Consider the following 13,473-nt stretch of genomic DNA (forward strand, 5'->3'; position numbering starts at 1 on the left):
GAGGGCGGCGCTCCCGATCTCAGTCCGAGCGCTCGACCAGGCGCGCGCCGAGGAGCGCGGCACCGGTGAGAGCCGCATCGATCCCGAGCTGCGCCGGGACCACGCGAGCCGCCGAGGGTCCGGGCATCGCGGCCGCGCGATAGGCCCGCCGCACCTCGGCCAGATAGGTCTCACCGATCTCGGCGACCCCGCCGCCGACGACGATCACCTCGACGTCGAGGGCCGCATTGGCGCTCGCGAGGGCGCGCCCGAGATGGTGCGCACCGTCGCGGATCACCCGTTCCGCCCAGGCGTCTCCGCGCAGAGCCGCCGCATGCACCTCGCGCAGCGGGAGGTGCGCCCCGGTCTCCTCGAAGAACGTCTGCTCCAGAGCGGGGCCGGAGGCCACGGCCTCCACGTGGCCGAAGCCACCGCAGGGGCAGCGGCGCTCGGCGAGGTTCGGGGGCAGCGAGATCTCCATGTGTCCGATCGACCCCGCGGTGCCGGTGACCCCGCGACGCAGTCCGTCCGCGAGAACGACGGCGCCCCCGATCCCGGTGCCGACCGCGACCATCAGCATCGCGTCCGCGCCCGCTCCGGCGCCCCGCTCGGCCTCGGCCACCGCGGCGGCATGCACGTCGTTGACCACCGCGACCGGGGCGCCGACCGCATCTGCGAGGGCACTCCGCAGCGGGAATCCGACCCAGCCGCTGATCGCATCCGTGGCCGAGGTGATCGTGCCGTCCGGCCCGACCACACCCGCGGTGCCGACTCCGACCGCCTCCACCGGATCGCCACCGCGCACCGCGCGCACGGCATCCGCCACCGCCTGCACGATGGCCGGACCACCCGCGCGAGACGGTGTCGCGAGGGTGCGCACCTCGGTGGCCCTCTCGAGCCGATCGCCGTCGCGCGCGAACCCGGCGACCGCGATCTTCGTGCCGCCGATGTCGACGCCGATGATCATGCCGGGCTCCGCACCGCCGGCGTCACCGCGACGAAGCGCCGGGTGATCGCGATCGGGTCGGTGATCGCCCCGCCGACCACCACGGCGAGTGCGCCGGCATCGAACGCCTGGCGCACCTGCTCGGTCGTCTGGTACCGCCCCTCGGCGATGGTGGGGATGCCGGCGGCGACGAGATCCGCGACCAGCTGCAGATCCGGCCCCTCGCCCCGCGCCGAGTGCGGCGTGTATCCCGAGAGGGTCGTACCGACCACGGCCGCTCCGGCTTCCCGGGCGCGCATCCCCTCGTCGAGGGTGGAGACGTCGGCCATCACCGGACGCCCGGTCGCCTCCGTGATCTCGCGCAGCAGGTCGAACCTGTCGCCCAGCTGCTCCACGGTGGCATCCACCGCGATGATGTCGGCTCCCGCCTCCGCGAGGCCGAGCGCCAGCGCGACGTCGGGGGTGATCACGTTCCGGACCCCGTTGTGCACCTTGTGCAGGCCGATGATCGGAGCATCCGTCGCCGCCCGCATCCGGCGGATGTCGTCGGGGCCGTTCAGGCGCAGGCCGCTCGCGCCTCCGAGCAGCGCGGATTCGGCGAGCGCGGCGATCACCTCCGTGTCGCGCACCGGGCTTCCCGACTGCGCCTGCACCGAGGCGATCAGGCGTCCGGTGAGGAGTTCGAGGGGGTCGTTGGTCATTTGAGAGCTCCTGCGCTGGCGCCACCGATGAAGAACTTCTGACCGATGAGGAAGATCACCACGGCCGGAAGGGTGAACATGACGCAGGCGGCCATCAGCGGCCCCCACGCCACGTCGTTCTCACCGAAGAAGGCGTACAGACCGATCGAAAGCGTATAGGTGGACTCGTCGTTCAGATAGATGAGCGGGTTGAGGAAGTCGGTCCACGCCCACACGAACTGGAAGATCGCCGCCGTCACGATGGCGGGCCGCGCCAACGGCAGCACGATCGTCGCGTAGGTGCGGAACTCGGAGGCGCCGTCCAGGCGGGCGGCCTCGATCAGCTCGTCCGGCACCGCGAGCAGGAACTGCCGGATCATGAAGATGAAGAACGGCGTGCCGAGGAACGCGGGGACGATCAGCGGCAGGTAGGTGTTGGTCGCCTCCAGCCCGTTCCACACCAGGAACAGCGGGATGAGGGTGACCTGCGGCGGGAGCATCATGGTGGCCAGCACCAGGATGAGCAGCGGGCGGGAGCCGCGCCAGCGCACCTTGGCCAGCGCATAGGCCACGAGCGGGCACGAGATGACCGTGCCGAGGATGCTCATCCCCGACACGAACAGGGTGTTCCCGAGATAACGCCACACCGGGATCTGCTCGAACGCCTCGGCGAAGTTGTCCATCGTCCAGTCGGTCGGCAGCAACGACGGCGGCGAGGAGAACACGTCGCCCGGCGTCTTGAACGCGGTCGACAGCATCACGAGCAGCGGAAAAAGGAACAGCAGCGCGAGCAGCGCGACCGAGACCTGCTGCCGGACACGGCGCATCGTCCGGCGCACCCGCCGGGGACGCTTGCGGATGACGGCGACGTCAGCGTGTGCCATCGTGCACCCACTTCCTCGAGGTCGCGAGCACGATCAGGCTCACGACCAGCGTGATGATGAACAGGGTCCAGGCCATGGCCGACGCGTAGCCCATCTTCAGGAACACGAACGCGTTCTGATACAGGTACATCGCGTACGACAGCATCGACTGCCCCGGCCCGGAGCCGGCCTGATTCAGCCGCTCCTGGGAGAGGATGTACGGCTGCGTGAAGATCTGCAGGAATCCGATGATGCTCACGATCACCTGGAACAGGGTGACCGGCGAGACGGTCGGCCAGGTCACGCTGGTGAAGCGGCGCCACATGCCCGCGCCATCCAGTTCGGCCGCCTCGTACAGCTCCTTCGGGACCTCCTGGAGGGCGGCGAGGTAGATGATCATCGTTCCGCCGACGGTCCACAGCGACATCAGGATGATGGCGGGCTTGGTCCATTCGGGCTCCTGCAACCAGGCCGGCCCCTCGATGCCGAACCAGGACAGGAAGTAGTTCACGAAGCCGTACTGGGCGTTGAGCAGCCAGCGCCACAGGTAGCCGCCGACGACGACGGGCACGATCGAGGGCAGGTAGACGAGCGCGCGGTAGAGCGGCTGACCCCGCACCGGGGTGTTCAGCAGGTGCGCACCCGCGAGGGCGATGCCGATCGCGAGCGGAACACCGAAGACGGTGAGGACGGCGGTGTTCGCGAGCGACTTCCAGAAGACGCCGTCGTTGAACATCTGCACGTAGTTCGCCAGACCCACCCACTCCGGGGACTGGAACAGGTTGAAGTCGGTGAAGCTGTAGTACGCGGACGCGGCGATCGGGTAGGCGAAGAGGAACAGGAATCCGACGATGAACGGCGACGCGAACGCGAGGCCGATCAGGGTCGACCGGCGGGTGCGACGCCGCCGCGGGGCACGCCCGCCGGGCCCGGCAGGAGCATTCTCCTGCCGGACCCGGCGTGCTGTTGCAGTGGTCACGGAGCCTCGATCACTTCGTGGAGTAGTTGGCCATGCGCTCCTCGACCGTCGCGATCGCCTCTTCGGGGGTCGCCGTGAGACGGACGACCTCATCGAAGGCGGTGGCGAGGTCGGTGGCGTACTCGGCGCTGTACGGAAGGCTCGCGAGCGCCTTCGCGTTCGGGGAGGATGCCGCGTCGGCCCACACGCCGAAGTCCTGCAGGCTGTCGAAGGCGGCGCTGCCGGCGAGCGACGTGCGTCCGGGCAGGTTGCCGAGCGCGACGGCGAACTTCTCCATCGGCTCCTCGCTGACGAGGTAGGCGAGGAACGTGGCCGCTTCCTCCTTGTGCTTCGAGTTCGCGGGGATGAAGAGCGTGCTGGCGGTCACCTGCGTGCTGTTCTCGAGCTCGGGCGAGGCGGCCGGGATCGCCGTGACACCCCACTCGAAGTCCGGGGCGATCTTGGCCGCGGAGGCCGAGCGCCATTCACCGTCGATGATCATCGCGACCTTGCCGCTGAAGAACGGGTCCTGCGCCGAGAGGTACTCTCCCTGGCCCGAGACGAAGGTCGCCATGGCCTGGGCGCCGACCGGCTCGATCACGTTGTCCTGGTACCACTGCAGGGCTTCGAGGTTGCCGTCTTCGGCGGGGGTGGGGCCGTCTTCGCCGTCCCAGCTGCCGCCGAACGCGTAGCCGAGGGTGGTCAGGGTCGTGCTGTCGTTGGCCGAACCGAGGCCGAGCTGCGTGATCTTCCCGGATCCGTCGACCACGGTGAGCTTCTCGATCGCGGCCGCGAGCTCGTCCATGGTGGTCGGCGGGGTGACGCCGGCTTCCTCCAGCAGCTGCGTGTTGTAGAGCAGCTGGAAGCTGTGGGTGGCGATCGGCAGCGAGTAGATCTTGCCGTCGTAGGTCATCTGCTCCATGGCGCTGGGGATGAAGTCGTCGATCTCGATGCCCTCGGCCGCGATCGCGTCGTCCAGAGGGGCGAGGATGCCCTTCGAGGCCCAGGCGCCGACCGTGTTGCCGAAGTTGTCGGAGATGTCGAACGATCCGTTCGATGACGACATCGAGGTCAACTGCTTCTGGGTGTCGGGGCTGGAGACGCCCTTGACCACGATCTCGTCCTGGCTGCCGTTGAAGTCGGCGATGATCTCTTCGAGCGCCTTCGCCTCTTCACCGCCCCAGAGGTACGAGAACGTGATCTCGGTCGGGCCGTCGGCGTCGCCGCCTCCCGCACCGCATCCGGTGAGGGCGACGACCGTGGCTGTGGTCAGGGCACCGGCGATCAGGGCGCGCCGGCGCATGTGCTGCTTCGTGTGCATGGGAGTTCTCCGCTCATCATTGACCTTACAAAAGGATTGGAATAGACCAATTCGGAACCGCTGAGAACAGACATTGACACATCCAGGGGTGATCGTCAAGATTGGGTTAGTCCAAATGGGCAGACCGGAGGGGTGGCATGTCGTCGATCGAAGGCGTGACGAAGCACGAGCGGGTGCGACGGCATCTGGAAGAGGTCATCCAGCAGGGGCTCGCCCCGCACGAGAAGCTGCCGACCGAGCGCGACCTCGCCGAGTCGCTCGAGGTGAACCGGCAGACCGTGCGGCGTGCCCTCGACGAGCTGGAGCGCGACGGCCTGGTCTACCGCCTGCAGGGGGCCGGCACGTTCGTGAGCGCCTCCCGCATCAGCAAGACCTTCGAGCTCACCTCGTTCTCGGAAGACATGCACACGCGCAACATGCGTCCCGGTTCGCTGTCGGTCGACGTCGGCACCGCATCCGCGGGGCAGACCGCCGGGTACGCGCTGAACCTCAGCCCGCAGTCACCCGTCGTCCGCATCCGCCGGGTGCGCACCGCCGACGACATCCCGATCTGCCTCGAGGTCTGCTCGATCGCCGCCGACGCAGTGCCGGGCCTCGAAGACGGCATCGTCGGAGACTCGCTGTACGAGGATCTGCGCTCGCGGTTCGGCATCTCCGCGGTCCGCGCCGACCAGGAGATCCATGCGGTCGTGCTCGACGAGGAGCAGGCCGACGCGCTGCAGACGCCGCCGTTCTCGCCCGCCTTCCTGGTCAAGCGCACCACCTACGACGCGCGCAGCCGCCCGATCGAGTACGCCGAATCGGTGTACCGGGGCGACCGCTACTCGTACCTGGTCTCGATCTCGCGCCCCTGACCCCCGTTTCCGAATCGCCACCCGAACTCCCCGAAGTCCCCTGACGAAAGGCACTCCCCCGTGTCCGACACGACTCTGCGCCCGCGCATCGCTCTGCTCCCGCTCGACGACCGGCCGGTGAACGTGCGGCTTCCCGGCGACGTCGCCGCGGTGGCCGGAGTGATCCTCGACGTGCCACCGGCCGAGATCCTGCCCTCATACCGTGTCGCCGGAGACGCGACCGCGCTCGGCGCCTGGCTGCTCGACCGCGTCGCCGACCCGGCCACGGTTCATGTGGTGGTGTCGGTCGACATGCTGCTCTACGGCGGGCTGATCGCCAGCCGCACGAGCGCCGACACGACGCGCGAGGTGCTGGAGCGGCTCGACGTGCTGCGCGAGGTGCGCCGCCGTCGGCCGGAGCTGCCCATCTCGGCCGTCTCGCTCGTGACACGGGCGAGCAACTCGTACTCGGCCGCCGAGGAGCCGGAGTACTGGCGGGAGCACGGCAAGGAGATCCATGCGCTCGGCGGCGACGCGCACCGGCTGCTCGACGAGGCCGACGTGCTTCCCCTGTCGGAGCTGACCCCGGTGCCGGCCGAGATCGTGTCCGACTATTCGGCACGGCGGCTGCGCAATCACATCGTGAACCTGTCGACGCTCGCGCTCGTCGAGGATGCGACGCTCGACTTCCTGGCGATCACCGCCGATGACACCGCGCCGTTCGCCGCGGGCAGCGCCGAACAGGTGTGGCTGCGGCACTGGATGCGGATGCTGCCGTCGGGCCGCGATGTGCTGATGTACCCGGGTGCCGACGAGGTGGGCGCGGCGCTGGTCGCCAGGGCGCTGGCCGCGAACGCCGGCGTGACCGCCTCGTTCTCGGTCGCGTGCGCCGATGCCGAGGGCATGACCCGCATCCCGCCGTACGAGAACATGTCGCTCGCGGCATCCGCGAGTCGGCAGATCCGCGCGGCCGGGGCCGTGGAGGTCTCCGAAGGCGGCGACGTGACCCTGGTGCTGCACGCGCCCGATCCTGACCGGCACGACATGTTCCGCGGCCGGCCGGATCAGGTGGACGAGGATGCCGTGGCCGGCACGGTCGCGTTGATCCGGGAGCGGCTGGACGCGGGCGAGCACGTGGCCCTCGCGGACGTCCGCTACCCCAACGGCGCCGACGAGGCGCTCGTGCGGGCGCTCGCCGAGGCGGGGCTGCTCGGGCGCCTCGAGGCGTTCGGCGGGTGGAACACGGCCGGCAACACGCTCGGCAGCGTGGTCGCGGTCGCGGCAGCCGGAGTGGTCGGCCGGGCGACGGACACGTTCGATGCCCGCGCCGCCCGCATCGCCCTGCTCACGCGACTGCTCGACGACTTCGCGTACCAGGCGGTCGTGCGCACCGACTCCGGGCCCGCGCTGTTCCCCGACGTCTACCCGATGGCCGACGACGGCCGGGTCGCGACGGCCGAACGGGTCATCCGCGAGGAGCTGACGGCGCTGCTGGAGTCGACGCTCCCCGCGGAGGACGTTCGCATCCAGGAACTGACCCTGCCGTGGCGGCGATCGTTCGAGATCGGGCTCGTACTGAGCTAGCCCGGTGCGTCATGCGGCGCGATCCTTCGGCAGTTTCAGGATCTCGGCAGTTTCAGGATCTCGGCAGTTTCAGGATCTCGGCAGTGTCAGGATCTCGGCAGTGTCAGGATCTCGGCAGTGTCAGGATCTCGGCCCCGTCCGCGGTGATCGCGATCGTGTGCTCGGTGTGTGCGGTGCGGCATCCGGTCGCGCTCCGCAGGGTCCAGCCGTCGTCGTCGGTGCGCAGCACGTCGGTGTCGGCCATGACCCAGGGCTCGAGCGCGAGCAGGAGTCCGGGGCGCAGCGTGTAGCCGCGGCCCGGCCGCCCGTCGTTCGCGATGTGCGGATCCTGGTGCATGGTCGAGCCGATGCCGTGGCCGCCGAATTCGAGGTTGATCGGGTAGCCGGCGTCGTGCAGGACTGTGCCGATCGCGTGCGACAGGTCGCCGATGCGGGCCCCGGGTCGAGCGGCGGCGATGCCCGCGGCGAGCGCCCGCTCGGTCGCCTCGATCATCGCGAGGTCTTCCACCGCCGGGGTGCCGCCGACCACGAAGCTGATGGCCGCGTCGGCCGAGATGCCGCGCAGGGTCACAGCCAGGTCGAGCGTGAGCAGGTCTCCTGGCCGAAGGGCGTAGTCGTGGGGCATGCCGTGCAGCACGGCGTCGTTCACGGCCGTGCACAGGTAGTGGCCGAACGGGCCGCTGCCGAACGAGGGGGCGTAGTCGACGTAGCAGGATTCGGCACCGGCATCCTCGATCAACTGCTTCGCCCACCGGTCGAGGTCGAGCAGATTCACACCGACCGCGGCACGGGCTTTCAACGCCTGCAGGATGTCGCCGACGAGCGCGCCGGTCGCCCGCGCCCGCGCGAGCTCGTCGGCGTTCAGGATCTCGATCATGGGTCCTCTTCCGTCGTGACCAATAACTATCCCGGTAATACTATCCCGGTATTAGTATGGGCATCATGATGGTCCGGATGCCGCTCACCCCCGCCGAGGTCGAGCGCGGCGAGCGCCTCGGCGCCCTGCTGCGGCGCGCGCGGGGGGAACGGTCGATGCTGAGCGTCGCACTGGACGCCGGCATCTCCCCCGAGACCCTGCGCAAGATCGAGTCCGGCCGCGTGGCCACCCCCGCCTTCTCGACGATCGCGGCGATCGCCGACGTGCTCGAGATCTCGCTGGATGCGGTGTGGGACGAGGTCGGTTCCCGCACGGCCGCGACCCCGGCTCGACGCATCGCCTCCTGAATTCGAGGAGTCTCTCGCCCCGCTCTGCCTGCACGCCGTGCGAACTTCTGCACACGCCCGGCCGAAACGCAAGCCTGGTGACCCCCACAGGAAGGCGTGTTTAGCTCGAGGAACAGTCGACGTGGGGGAGACGTTTTGTCGCAGAGCATTCAGCCGGAGAGCAGCAACAGCAGCGGGCACAGCATCCGCGTGAGCGTGGTGGTTCCGGTGTTCCGGCCGGGCGCATCGTTCGATGACCTCATCGCATCGCTCGATCGTCAGACCCTCGACCCCGCCGCGTTCGAGGTTCTCCTGTGCGACGACGGCTCGGGAGAGCCGACCGGTGAGCGCTTGGCCGCCATCGCGCGCACGCGTCCGAACGTGCGGGTGCTGTCGCTGGAGCACTCCGGATGGCCGGGCATGCCGCGCAACCACGGCGTCGATGCCGCCCGCGGAAAGTACGTGCAGTTCGTCGACCAGGACGACTACCTGTTCGACGGCGCGCTCGAGAAGCTGTGCGACTACGCGGATGCGAACGCGTCCGACGTCGTCGTCGGCAAGGAAGTGGGGATCGGTCGCCCGCTTCCGAGCAAGATCTTCCGCCGCGACATCCCCCGGGCGACGCTGGGCACCGATCCGCTGCTCGAGATGCTCACGCCGCACAAGATGTTCCGCACGGCGTTCCTGCGGGCGAACGGCATCCGCTTCCCGGAGGGGCGCGTGCGGCTGGAGGATCACCTGTTCGTGATGCAGGCGTACTTCGCCGCGTCGACCATCTCGGTCCTCGCGAGCGAGCCCTGCTACGCGTGGGTGAAGCAGCCGGGCAGCGCCAGCTCTGCGCGGATCGAGCCGGAGACGTACTTCCCGCATCTGGAGACCGTCCTCGACGTCGTCGAGGCGCACACCGAGCCGGGGCGACTGCGCGACCGCCTCCTGCGGCACTGGTTCCGCGGCAAGATCCTCAAGCGCATCGCGGGGCCGCGCATGGTCAAGTACCCCGACGAGTATCGCGACCGCCTGCTGGACGTGGTGGTCCCGCTGACGCAGAGACGGTTCGGTCCTGGCGTGGATGCCGGCCTCGGCTTCGCGCACCGCATCCGCGCGGCGCTGCTGCGCGCCGATCGGCGTGACGACCTGGTGCGCCTGGCCGCGTTCGAGTCGGGACTGCAGTGCCGCGCCACGGTCACCGCCGCGCACTGGTCGCGGGGCGGCGGGCTGCACCTCACCGTTCGCGTCGACATCACGCAGGACGGGAAGGATGCGCTGGTGTTCGAGACTTTCGCTGCGGAGCCGTCGGACCCCGGCGCGCAGGATGCCGCCGGGCCTGCAGCCGGCGCGAAGCCCTCCGGCGCCAAGAAGTCGATTCGGCTGACGTCACTGCCGCTCTCTTCGCTCGAGGGGCTGCCGGCGAATCTCCTGGCGGTGGATCGCGAGCTCCGCAACGATCGCATCGAGCTGATCCTCCGCGACGGTGCCGGCACCGGCACCGGCACCGGCACCGGCACCGGCACCGAGCGCATCCTCTCCGGCCGCCGACCACGTGACCTCTCCGCCGTCGCCGTCTCGATCGATCCGGTTCGTTCGTTCGAGCGGACGGAGGATTCCCGAGGCGGCCCGCTCAGCGTCAAGGTCCGCCGGGCGGGGTGGACATTCGACGTTCCCCTGGAGGCCGATACTGCGGTGCTCGCTCGCATCGGCCGTTCGCCGATCCTCGCGGGGCGCGCCTGCACGCTCACGGCAGGCGAGGGCGGCACGGTGGAGCTGCATCGCGAGTGGCCGGGCGGCGGACTCAAGGACGCCGCGGGCCGCACGGTGCGCAGCATCCGTCGCACCCTCCGGCGGCATTGACCGCCGTATTGCTCCATCGAACGAATAACGATAGATTCCTGTTGTTCTTCGATGAAGGAGTGGGCATGGGGAAGACGACGATCGTCGTTCTGCGCATCGTGATCGCGGTGGCGCTGCTGGGTTCACTGGCGGTGCAGGCGCTCATCGTGCCGCTGCTGTGGCTCGACCTCGCAGAGGATGAGCTGTGGGGTCGGATCGTGCTGGTGTCGCTCGTGGTGCTGGGCGTCGGCACGCTGCAGGTGTTCGGGGTGTGCGTGTGGATGCTGCTGACGCGAGTGCGGCGCGGGTCGATCTTCGCGGAGTCGTCGTTCCGGTACGTGAATGTGATCATCGGCGCGATCCTGGTGGCGGCTGCGCTCACCTGGATCCTGGCCGCGCTGCTCGCGCCGGGGTCGACGGCGCCGGGTGTCGTGGCGCTGATCGGCGGCGCCGGGGTCGTGCTCGCCGGGATGGCGCTGCTCGTGGTCGTCATGAAGGCGCTGCTGCGGCAGGCGATCGATAGTGAGGCCGAGGCGCGAGCGCTGCGCTCCGAGCTGGACGACGAGGTGATCTGATGCCTGTGGTGGTCGACATCGACGTGATGATGGCGCGGAGGAAGATGAGCGTCGGCGAGCTGGCCGAGCGGATCGGCATCACGCCGACCAACCTCGCCGTCTTGAAGAACGGTCGCGCGAAGGCGGTGCGCTTCACGACGCTGGATGCCCTCTGCGCGGTGCTGGAGTGCCAGCCCGGCGATCTGCTGCGCTGGGAGCCCGACGCCGGCTGACGCACGAAGCCCCGCGGTACGCCCGCGGGGCTTCGCATCGGTGGATCAGCGCAGCACGAACTCGACCGTCGTGACGTTGCCGGCGACGTCGTGGACGAGGAGCGTGTTCTCGCCCGCGACTCCGCCGAACGTTCCCGGCTTCACGAAGTTGAGGTCGGACCAGACGTTGTTCGAGAGGTCTTTCCCGACGCCGTTGAGCTCGATCCGGTCGATCTTGCCGGCGTCGTGGAGCTTGAAGCTGACCTTGTCGTAGCCTGCCGCATCACCGACGGTGAACGAGTCACCGGTCTTGACGGTCACAGTGGGGGCGGTGGCGTCGACGGTGAGATCGAACGTCGAGGTCTTCGAGATGTTGCCCGCGGCATCCTGCGCGTTGTATTTGATCGTGTACGTCCCGTCGGGGAGCGTCACGGTCGCGACGTGCGAGCCGCTCGTGCCCGTGGCCGCGGACTGCGTGCTCTTCACGAGCGCGCCACCCCGGTAGATGTTCGCGACGATGCGGGCGAGACCCACCTCGTCGGTCGCGTCGACGCGGATGTCGATGGCCTTCGACGGGCCTGCCGTGGTCGGGCTGACGAGCGTCACCTGCGGGCGGGTCTTGTCCGGGACGCGACCCGCGACGAACGAGACCGTGGTCTTCTCGGAGCGGTTGCCGTACATGTCGACGGCGGTGACCTCGGCGATGTAGCTCGTCCCCTTGGTGAGGGTGATCAGCGGGGCGTCGGCCTGGCGTCCGTTGCGGATCGCGAGCGGGATCTCGAGGATGCTCGGACGCGGTGCGATCTGGAAGTCGGCGAGCACCTTCGCACCGGCGCGGATCGGCAGCGCCTCGACGCCGGTGGCCGCGTCGCGGACCCGCACGTCGTAGCCGTAGACGGACTCGTCGTCGGTCGCCGCGGGAACCCGGAGGATGTCGGCGCCGTCTGCGGTCACGGCATGCTCGGGCGCACCCTGCTGCACCGGGGCGACGTCGTCACGCGCCGCCGACGTGTAGTCGAAGTTGGCGCGCACCTCGTCGGGCGTCGTGCCGTCGAGGCGGACCGTCCAGGTGGGGCCTGCGAGCGTGCCGGCGCTGGCGAAGGGGTAGCCGGACTGGTAGCCCCAGGCGCCGTTGTCGTAGGTGCGCTCGTCTTCGGCGGCGAAGTTGATGCGGTCGATCTCGGTGCGGTCGGCGTAGACCTCGACGTACAGGGCCTGCGCGGTCGGGATCGTGAACTCGTCCCAGAGCGCGTTACCGTAGATCTGGTACGCGTCGTGCGGGGTCTCGGTGTACGACATCGATCCGTCGTTCACGGCCGTGAAGCCGCCCTGCCAGATCGAACGCTCGTCGTTCAGGTGCAGGTGCGAGTGACCCGAGAAGTAGACGGCCTGCGGGTAGCCGGAGAGGTCGGCGGTGAGGGTGGCGTTGGAGGCCTGGGCTCCGTCGTAGACCGTGTTGGCGGTGGGGCGGTGGCCGACGACGAAGATCGGGGTGTTGAGGGCGTCGGGTTCGGCGGAGAGCGCGGCGAGGCGTCCCTGCAGCCAGGTGCGCTGCGCGCCCGAGTAGCGCTCGGTGTCGATCACGAGGAACGTCTGGTCGTCGATCGTCTTCTCGTAGTAGCCGCCGCTCGCGTTGGGGAACCAGTCGCCGTAGTACTTCGCCATGTCGGCGTTGCCCACGTCGTGGTTGCCGTGCGACATCAGGATCGGGGTGTCGTCGAGGCCGAGGCGGTCGATGTTCTCGTCGAAGATCGTCTTCACGACCTGGTGGTCGGGCGCGGTGTTGTTGTTGTTGTCGTTGATCTGGTCGCCGTTGGAGATGATCAGGTCGGGGTCGGGGTTGATCGACGCGAGGGTGTCGAAGTGGCTCTTCCAGATGCCCCGGTTCTTCTCGGTGAGGGCCGACGTGTGCACGTCGCTCATCACGAAGAACGACGTGAGCGGCTCTTCGTCGGTCTTGATGATGTATCCCTCGATCTCGGCGGGCGAGGTCGCTCCGCCCTTGATCGAGACCGCGGCGAGGTTGGTCGTCTCGTCGATGACCAGCGGCTTCTTGTAGAGCGGGCTCTTCGCGGTCGGCGTCGATCCGTCGAGCGTGTACCTGATCTGGGCGCCCTGCGGCGCGGTGAGCGTGACGGTGGTCGACTCCGTGAATCGGCCGCCGTCCTGGCTGAATGTCGGTGCCGCGAGCTCCTCGGCGGCGTTCGCCGCCGTGACGGGGAATGCGACGGCGGCGGCCACGGCCGCGAGCGTGCACACTCCTGCGATCTGTCTCTTCACTTCATCCTCTTCCACGTGTGTATCTACGACGCACCGGACCGGCGCTGAGACGACGCTAGGGAGCCGTTCCAGACGGGGAACGGCGAACGCAGGAACGTTAGGTAAACAACTTTGCGGTCAGCCACCCGGATGCTCGGAAAAGAAGTGAATACAAGATCACGGTGCTGCTGCGCCGTTCCCCCACCGACGGACGCGCCACGCCGCGAGCGCTCGCCGGAGCCAGGTCACGCGGA

General features: G+C 69.0%; 13 protein-coding genes. 6 read left to right on the forward strand and 7 right to left on the reverse strand.

The features are described 5' to 3' along the window. Positions 1-19: 19 nt before the first annotated feature. The 5 genes from ACIOTO_RS05700 to ACIOTO_RS05720 are packed head-to-tail and all read right to left on the reverse strand — an operon-like array spanning position 20 to position 4,747. Positions 20-946, reverse strand: coding sequence for an ROK family protein (locus ACIOTO_RS05700; protein WP_400856979.1), 927 nt, complete (start codon positions 944-946; stop codon positions 20-22). Beyond that, on the reverse strand, positions 943-1,626 hold the full coding sequence (locus ACIOTO_RS05705; protein ID WP_105711815.1) for an N-acetylmannosamine-6-phosphate 2-epimerase: 684 nt from the start codon (positions 1,624-1,626) through the stop codon (positions 943-945). Before ACIOTO_RS05705 ends, ACIOTO_RS05700 begins: the two co-directional genes overlap by 4 nt. Next, positions 1,623-2,489, reverse strand: coding sequence for a carbohydrate ABC transporter permease (locus ACIOTO_RS05710; protein ID WP_051662473.1), 867 nt, complete (start codon positions 2,487-2,489; stop codon positions 1,623-1,625). The genes ACIOTO_RS05705 and ACIOTO_RS05710 overlap by 4 nt, the downstream gene beginning before the upstream one ends. Continuing rightward, positions 2,476-3,447: a carbohydrate ABC transporter permease gene (locus ACIOTO_RS05715; protein WP_231481774.1), complete on the reverse strand. Its 972-nt coding sequence runs from the start codon at positions 3,445-3,447 to the stop codon at positions 2,476-2,478. The genes ACIOTO_RS05710 and ACIOTO_RS05715 overlap by 14 nt, the downstream gene beginning before the upstream one ends. A gap of 10 nt (positions 3,448-3,457) precedes the next feature. After that, positions 3,458-4,747, reverse strand: a complete 1,290-nt coding sequence (locus ACIOTO_RS05720; protein ID WP_029264013.1) for an ABC transporter substrate-binding protein — start codon at positions 4,745-4,747, stop codon at positions 3,458-3,460. A 137-nt stretch (positions 4,748-4,884) separates the two neighbouring features. On the opposite strand from ACIOTO_RS05720, the gene ACIOTO_RS05725 reads away from it, so the two are divergent. Beyond that, entirely contained in the window at positions 4,885-5,601 is a 717-nt protein-coding gene (locus ACIOTO_RS05725; RefSeq protein WP_029273885.1) for a GntR family transcriptional regulator, read from the forward strand. Positions 5,602-5,661: 60 nt separating this feature from the next. After that, on the forward strand, positions 5,662-7,164 hold the full coding sequence (locus ACIOTO_RS05730; protein ID WP_400856980.1) for a DUF4127 family protein: 1,503 nt from the start codon (positions 5,662-5,664) through the stop codon (positions 7,162-7,164). A 103-nt stretch (positions 7,165-7,267) separates the two neighbouring features. On the opposite strand, the gene map is transcribed toward ACIOTO_RS05730, so the two are convergent. Next, complete coding sequence (gene map / locus ACIOTO_RS05735) at positions 7,268-8,041, reverse strand: type I methionyl aminopeptidase (RefSeq protein WP_400856981.1); 774 nt, start codon at positions 8,039-8,041, stop codon at positions 7,268-7,270. A 68-nt stretch (positions 8,042-8,109) separates the two neighbouring features. Here map and ACIOTO_RS05740 point away from each other — a divergent pair, with 68 nt between their 5' ends. The 4 genes from ACIOTO_RS05740 to ACIOTO_RS05755 all read left to right on the forward strand — a co-directional run bounded on the left by ACIOTO_RS05740 (position 8,110) and on the right by ACIOTO_RS05755 (position 10,981). After that, positions 8,110-8,388, forward strand: a complete 279-nt coding sequence (locus ACIOTO_RS05740) for a helix-turn-helix domain-containing protein (protein ID WP_400858077.1) — start codon at positions 8,110-8,112, stop codon at positions 8,386-8,388. Between the two features lie 135 nt (positions 8,389-8,523). Beyond that, entirely contained in the window at positions 8,524-10,215 is a 1,692-nt protein-coding gene (locus tag ACIOTO_RS05745; protein ID WP_400856982.1) for a glycosyltransferase family 2 protein, read from the forward strand. Positions 10,216-10,280: 65 nt separating this feature from the next. After that, entirely contained in the window at positions 10,281-10,769 is a 489-nt protein-coding gene (locus ACIOTO_RS05750; RefSeq protein WP_400856984.1) for a DUF2975 domain-containing protein, read from the forward strand. Further along, on the forward strand, positions 10,769-10,981 hold the full coding sequence (locus tag ACIOTO_RS05755; RefSeq protein ID WP_029264006.1) for a helix-turn-helix transcriptional regulator: 213 nt from the start codon (positions 10,769-10,771) through the stop codon (positions 10,979-10,981). The genes ACIOTO_RS05750 and ACIOTO_RS05755 overlap by 1 nt, the downstream gene beginning before the upstream one ends. A gap of 45 nt (positions 10,982-11,026) precedes the next feature. On the opposite strand, the gene ACIOTO_RS05760 is transcribed toward ACIOTO_RS05755, so the two are convergent. Further along, complete coding sequence (locus tag ACIOTO_RS05760) at positions 11,027-13,240, reverse strand: chitobiase/beta-hexosaminidase C-terminal domain-containing protein (protein ID WP_400856985.1); 2,214 nt, start codon at positions 13,238-13,240, stop codon at positions 11,027-11,029. Between the last annotated feature and the right edge of the window lie 233 nt (positions 13,241-13,473).

The sequence above is a fragment of the Microbacterium sp. NPDC087592 genome, from assembly GCF_044743585.1.
Taxonomy (GTDB): Bacteria; Actinomycetota; Actinomycetes; order Actinomycetales; family Microbacteriaceae; genus Microbacterium.

Excerpts from the sequence above, each read along its gene's own strand:
- ACIOTO_RS05750 (WP_400856984.1), top strand. The coding sequence starts at position 10,281 with ATGGGGAAGACGACGATCGTCGTTCTGCGCATCGTGATCGCGGTGGCG.
- ACIOTO_RS05740 (WP_400858077.1), top strand. The coding sequence starts at position 8,110 with ATGGTCCGGATGCCGCTCACCCCCGCCGAGGTCGAGCGCGGCGAGCGC.
- map (WP_400856981.1), bottom strand. The coding sequence starts at position 8,041 with ATGATCGAGATCCTGAACGCCGACGAGCTCGCGCGGGCGCGGGCGACC.
- ACIOTO_RS05705 (WP_105711815.1), bottom strand. The coding sequence starts at position 1,626 with ATGACCAACGACCCCCTCGAACTCCTCACCGGACGCCTGATCGCCTCG.
- ACIOTO_RS05700 (WP_400856979.1), bottom strand. The coding sequence starts at position 946 with ATGATCATCGGCGTCGACATCGGCGGCACGAAGATCGCGGTCGCCGGG.
- ACIOTO_RS05720 (WP_029264013.1), bottom strand. The coding sequence starts at position 4,747 with ATGCACACGAAGCAGCACATGCGCCGGCGCGCCCTGATCGCCGGTGCC.
- ACIOTO_RS05710 (WP_051662473.1), bottom strand. The coding sequence starts at position 2,489 with ATGGCACACGCTGACGTCGCCGTCATCCGCAAGCGTCCCCGGCGGGTG.
- ACIOTO_RS05725 (WP_029273885.1), top strand. The coding sequence starts at position 4,885 with ATGTCGTCGATCGAAGGCGTGACGAAGCACGAGCGGGTGCGACGGCAT.
- ACIOTO_RS05755 (WP_029264006.1), top strand. The coding sequence starts at position 10,769 with ATGCCTGTGGTGGTCGACATCGACGTGATGATGGCGCGGAGGAAGATG.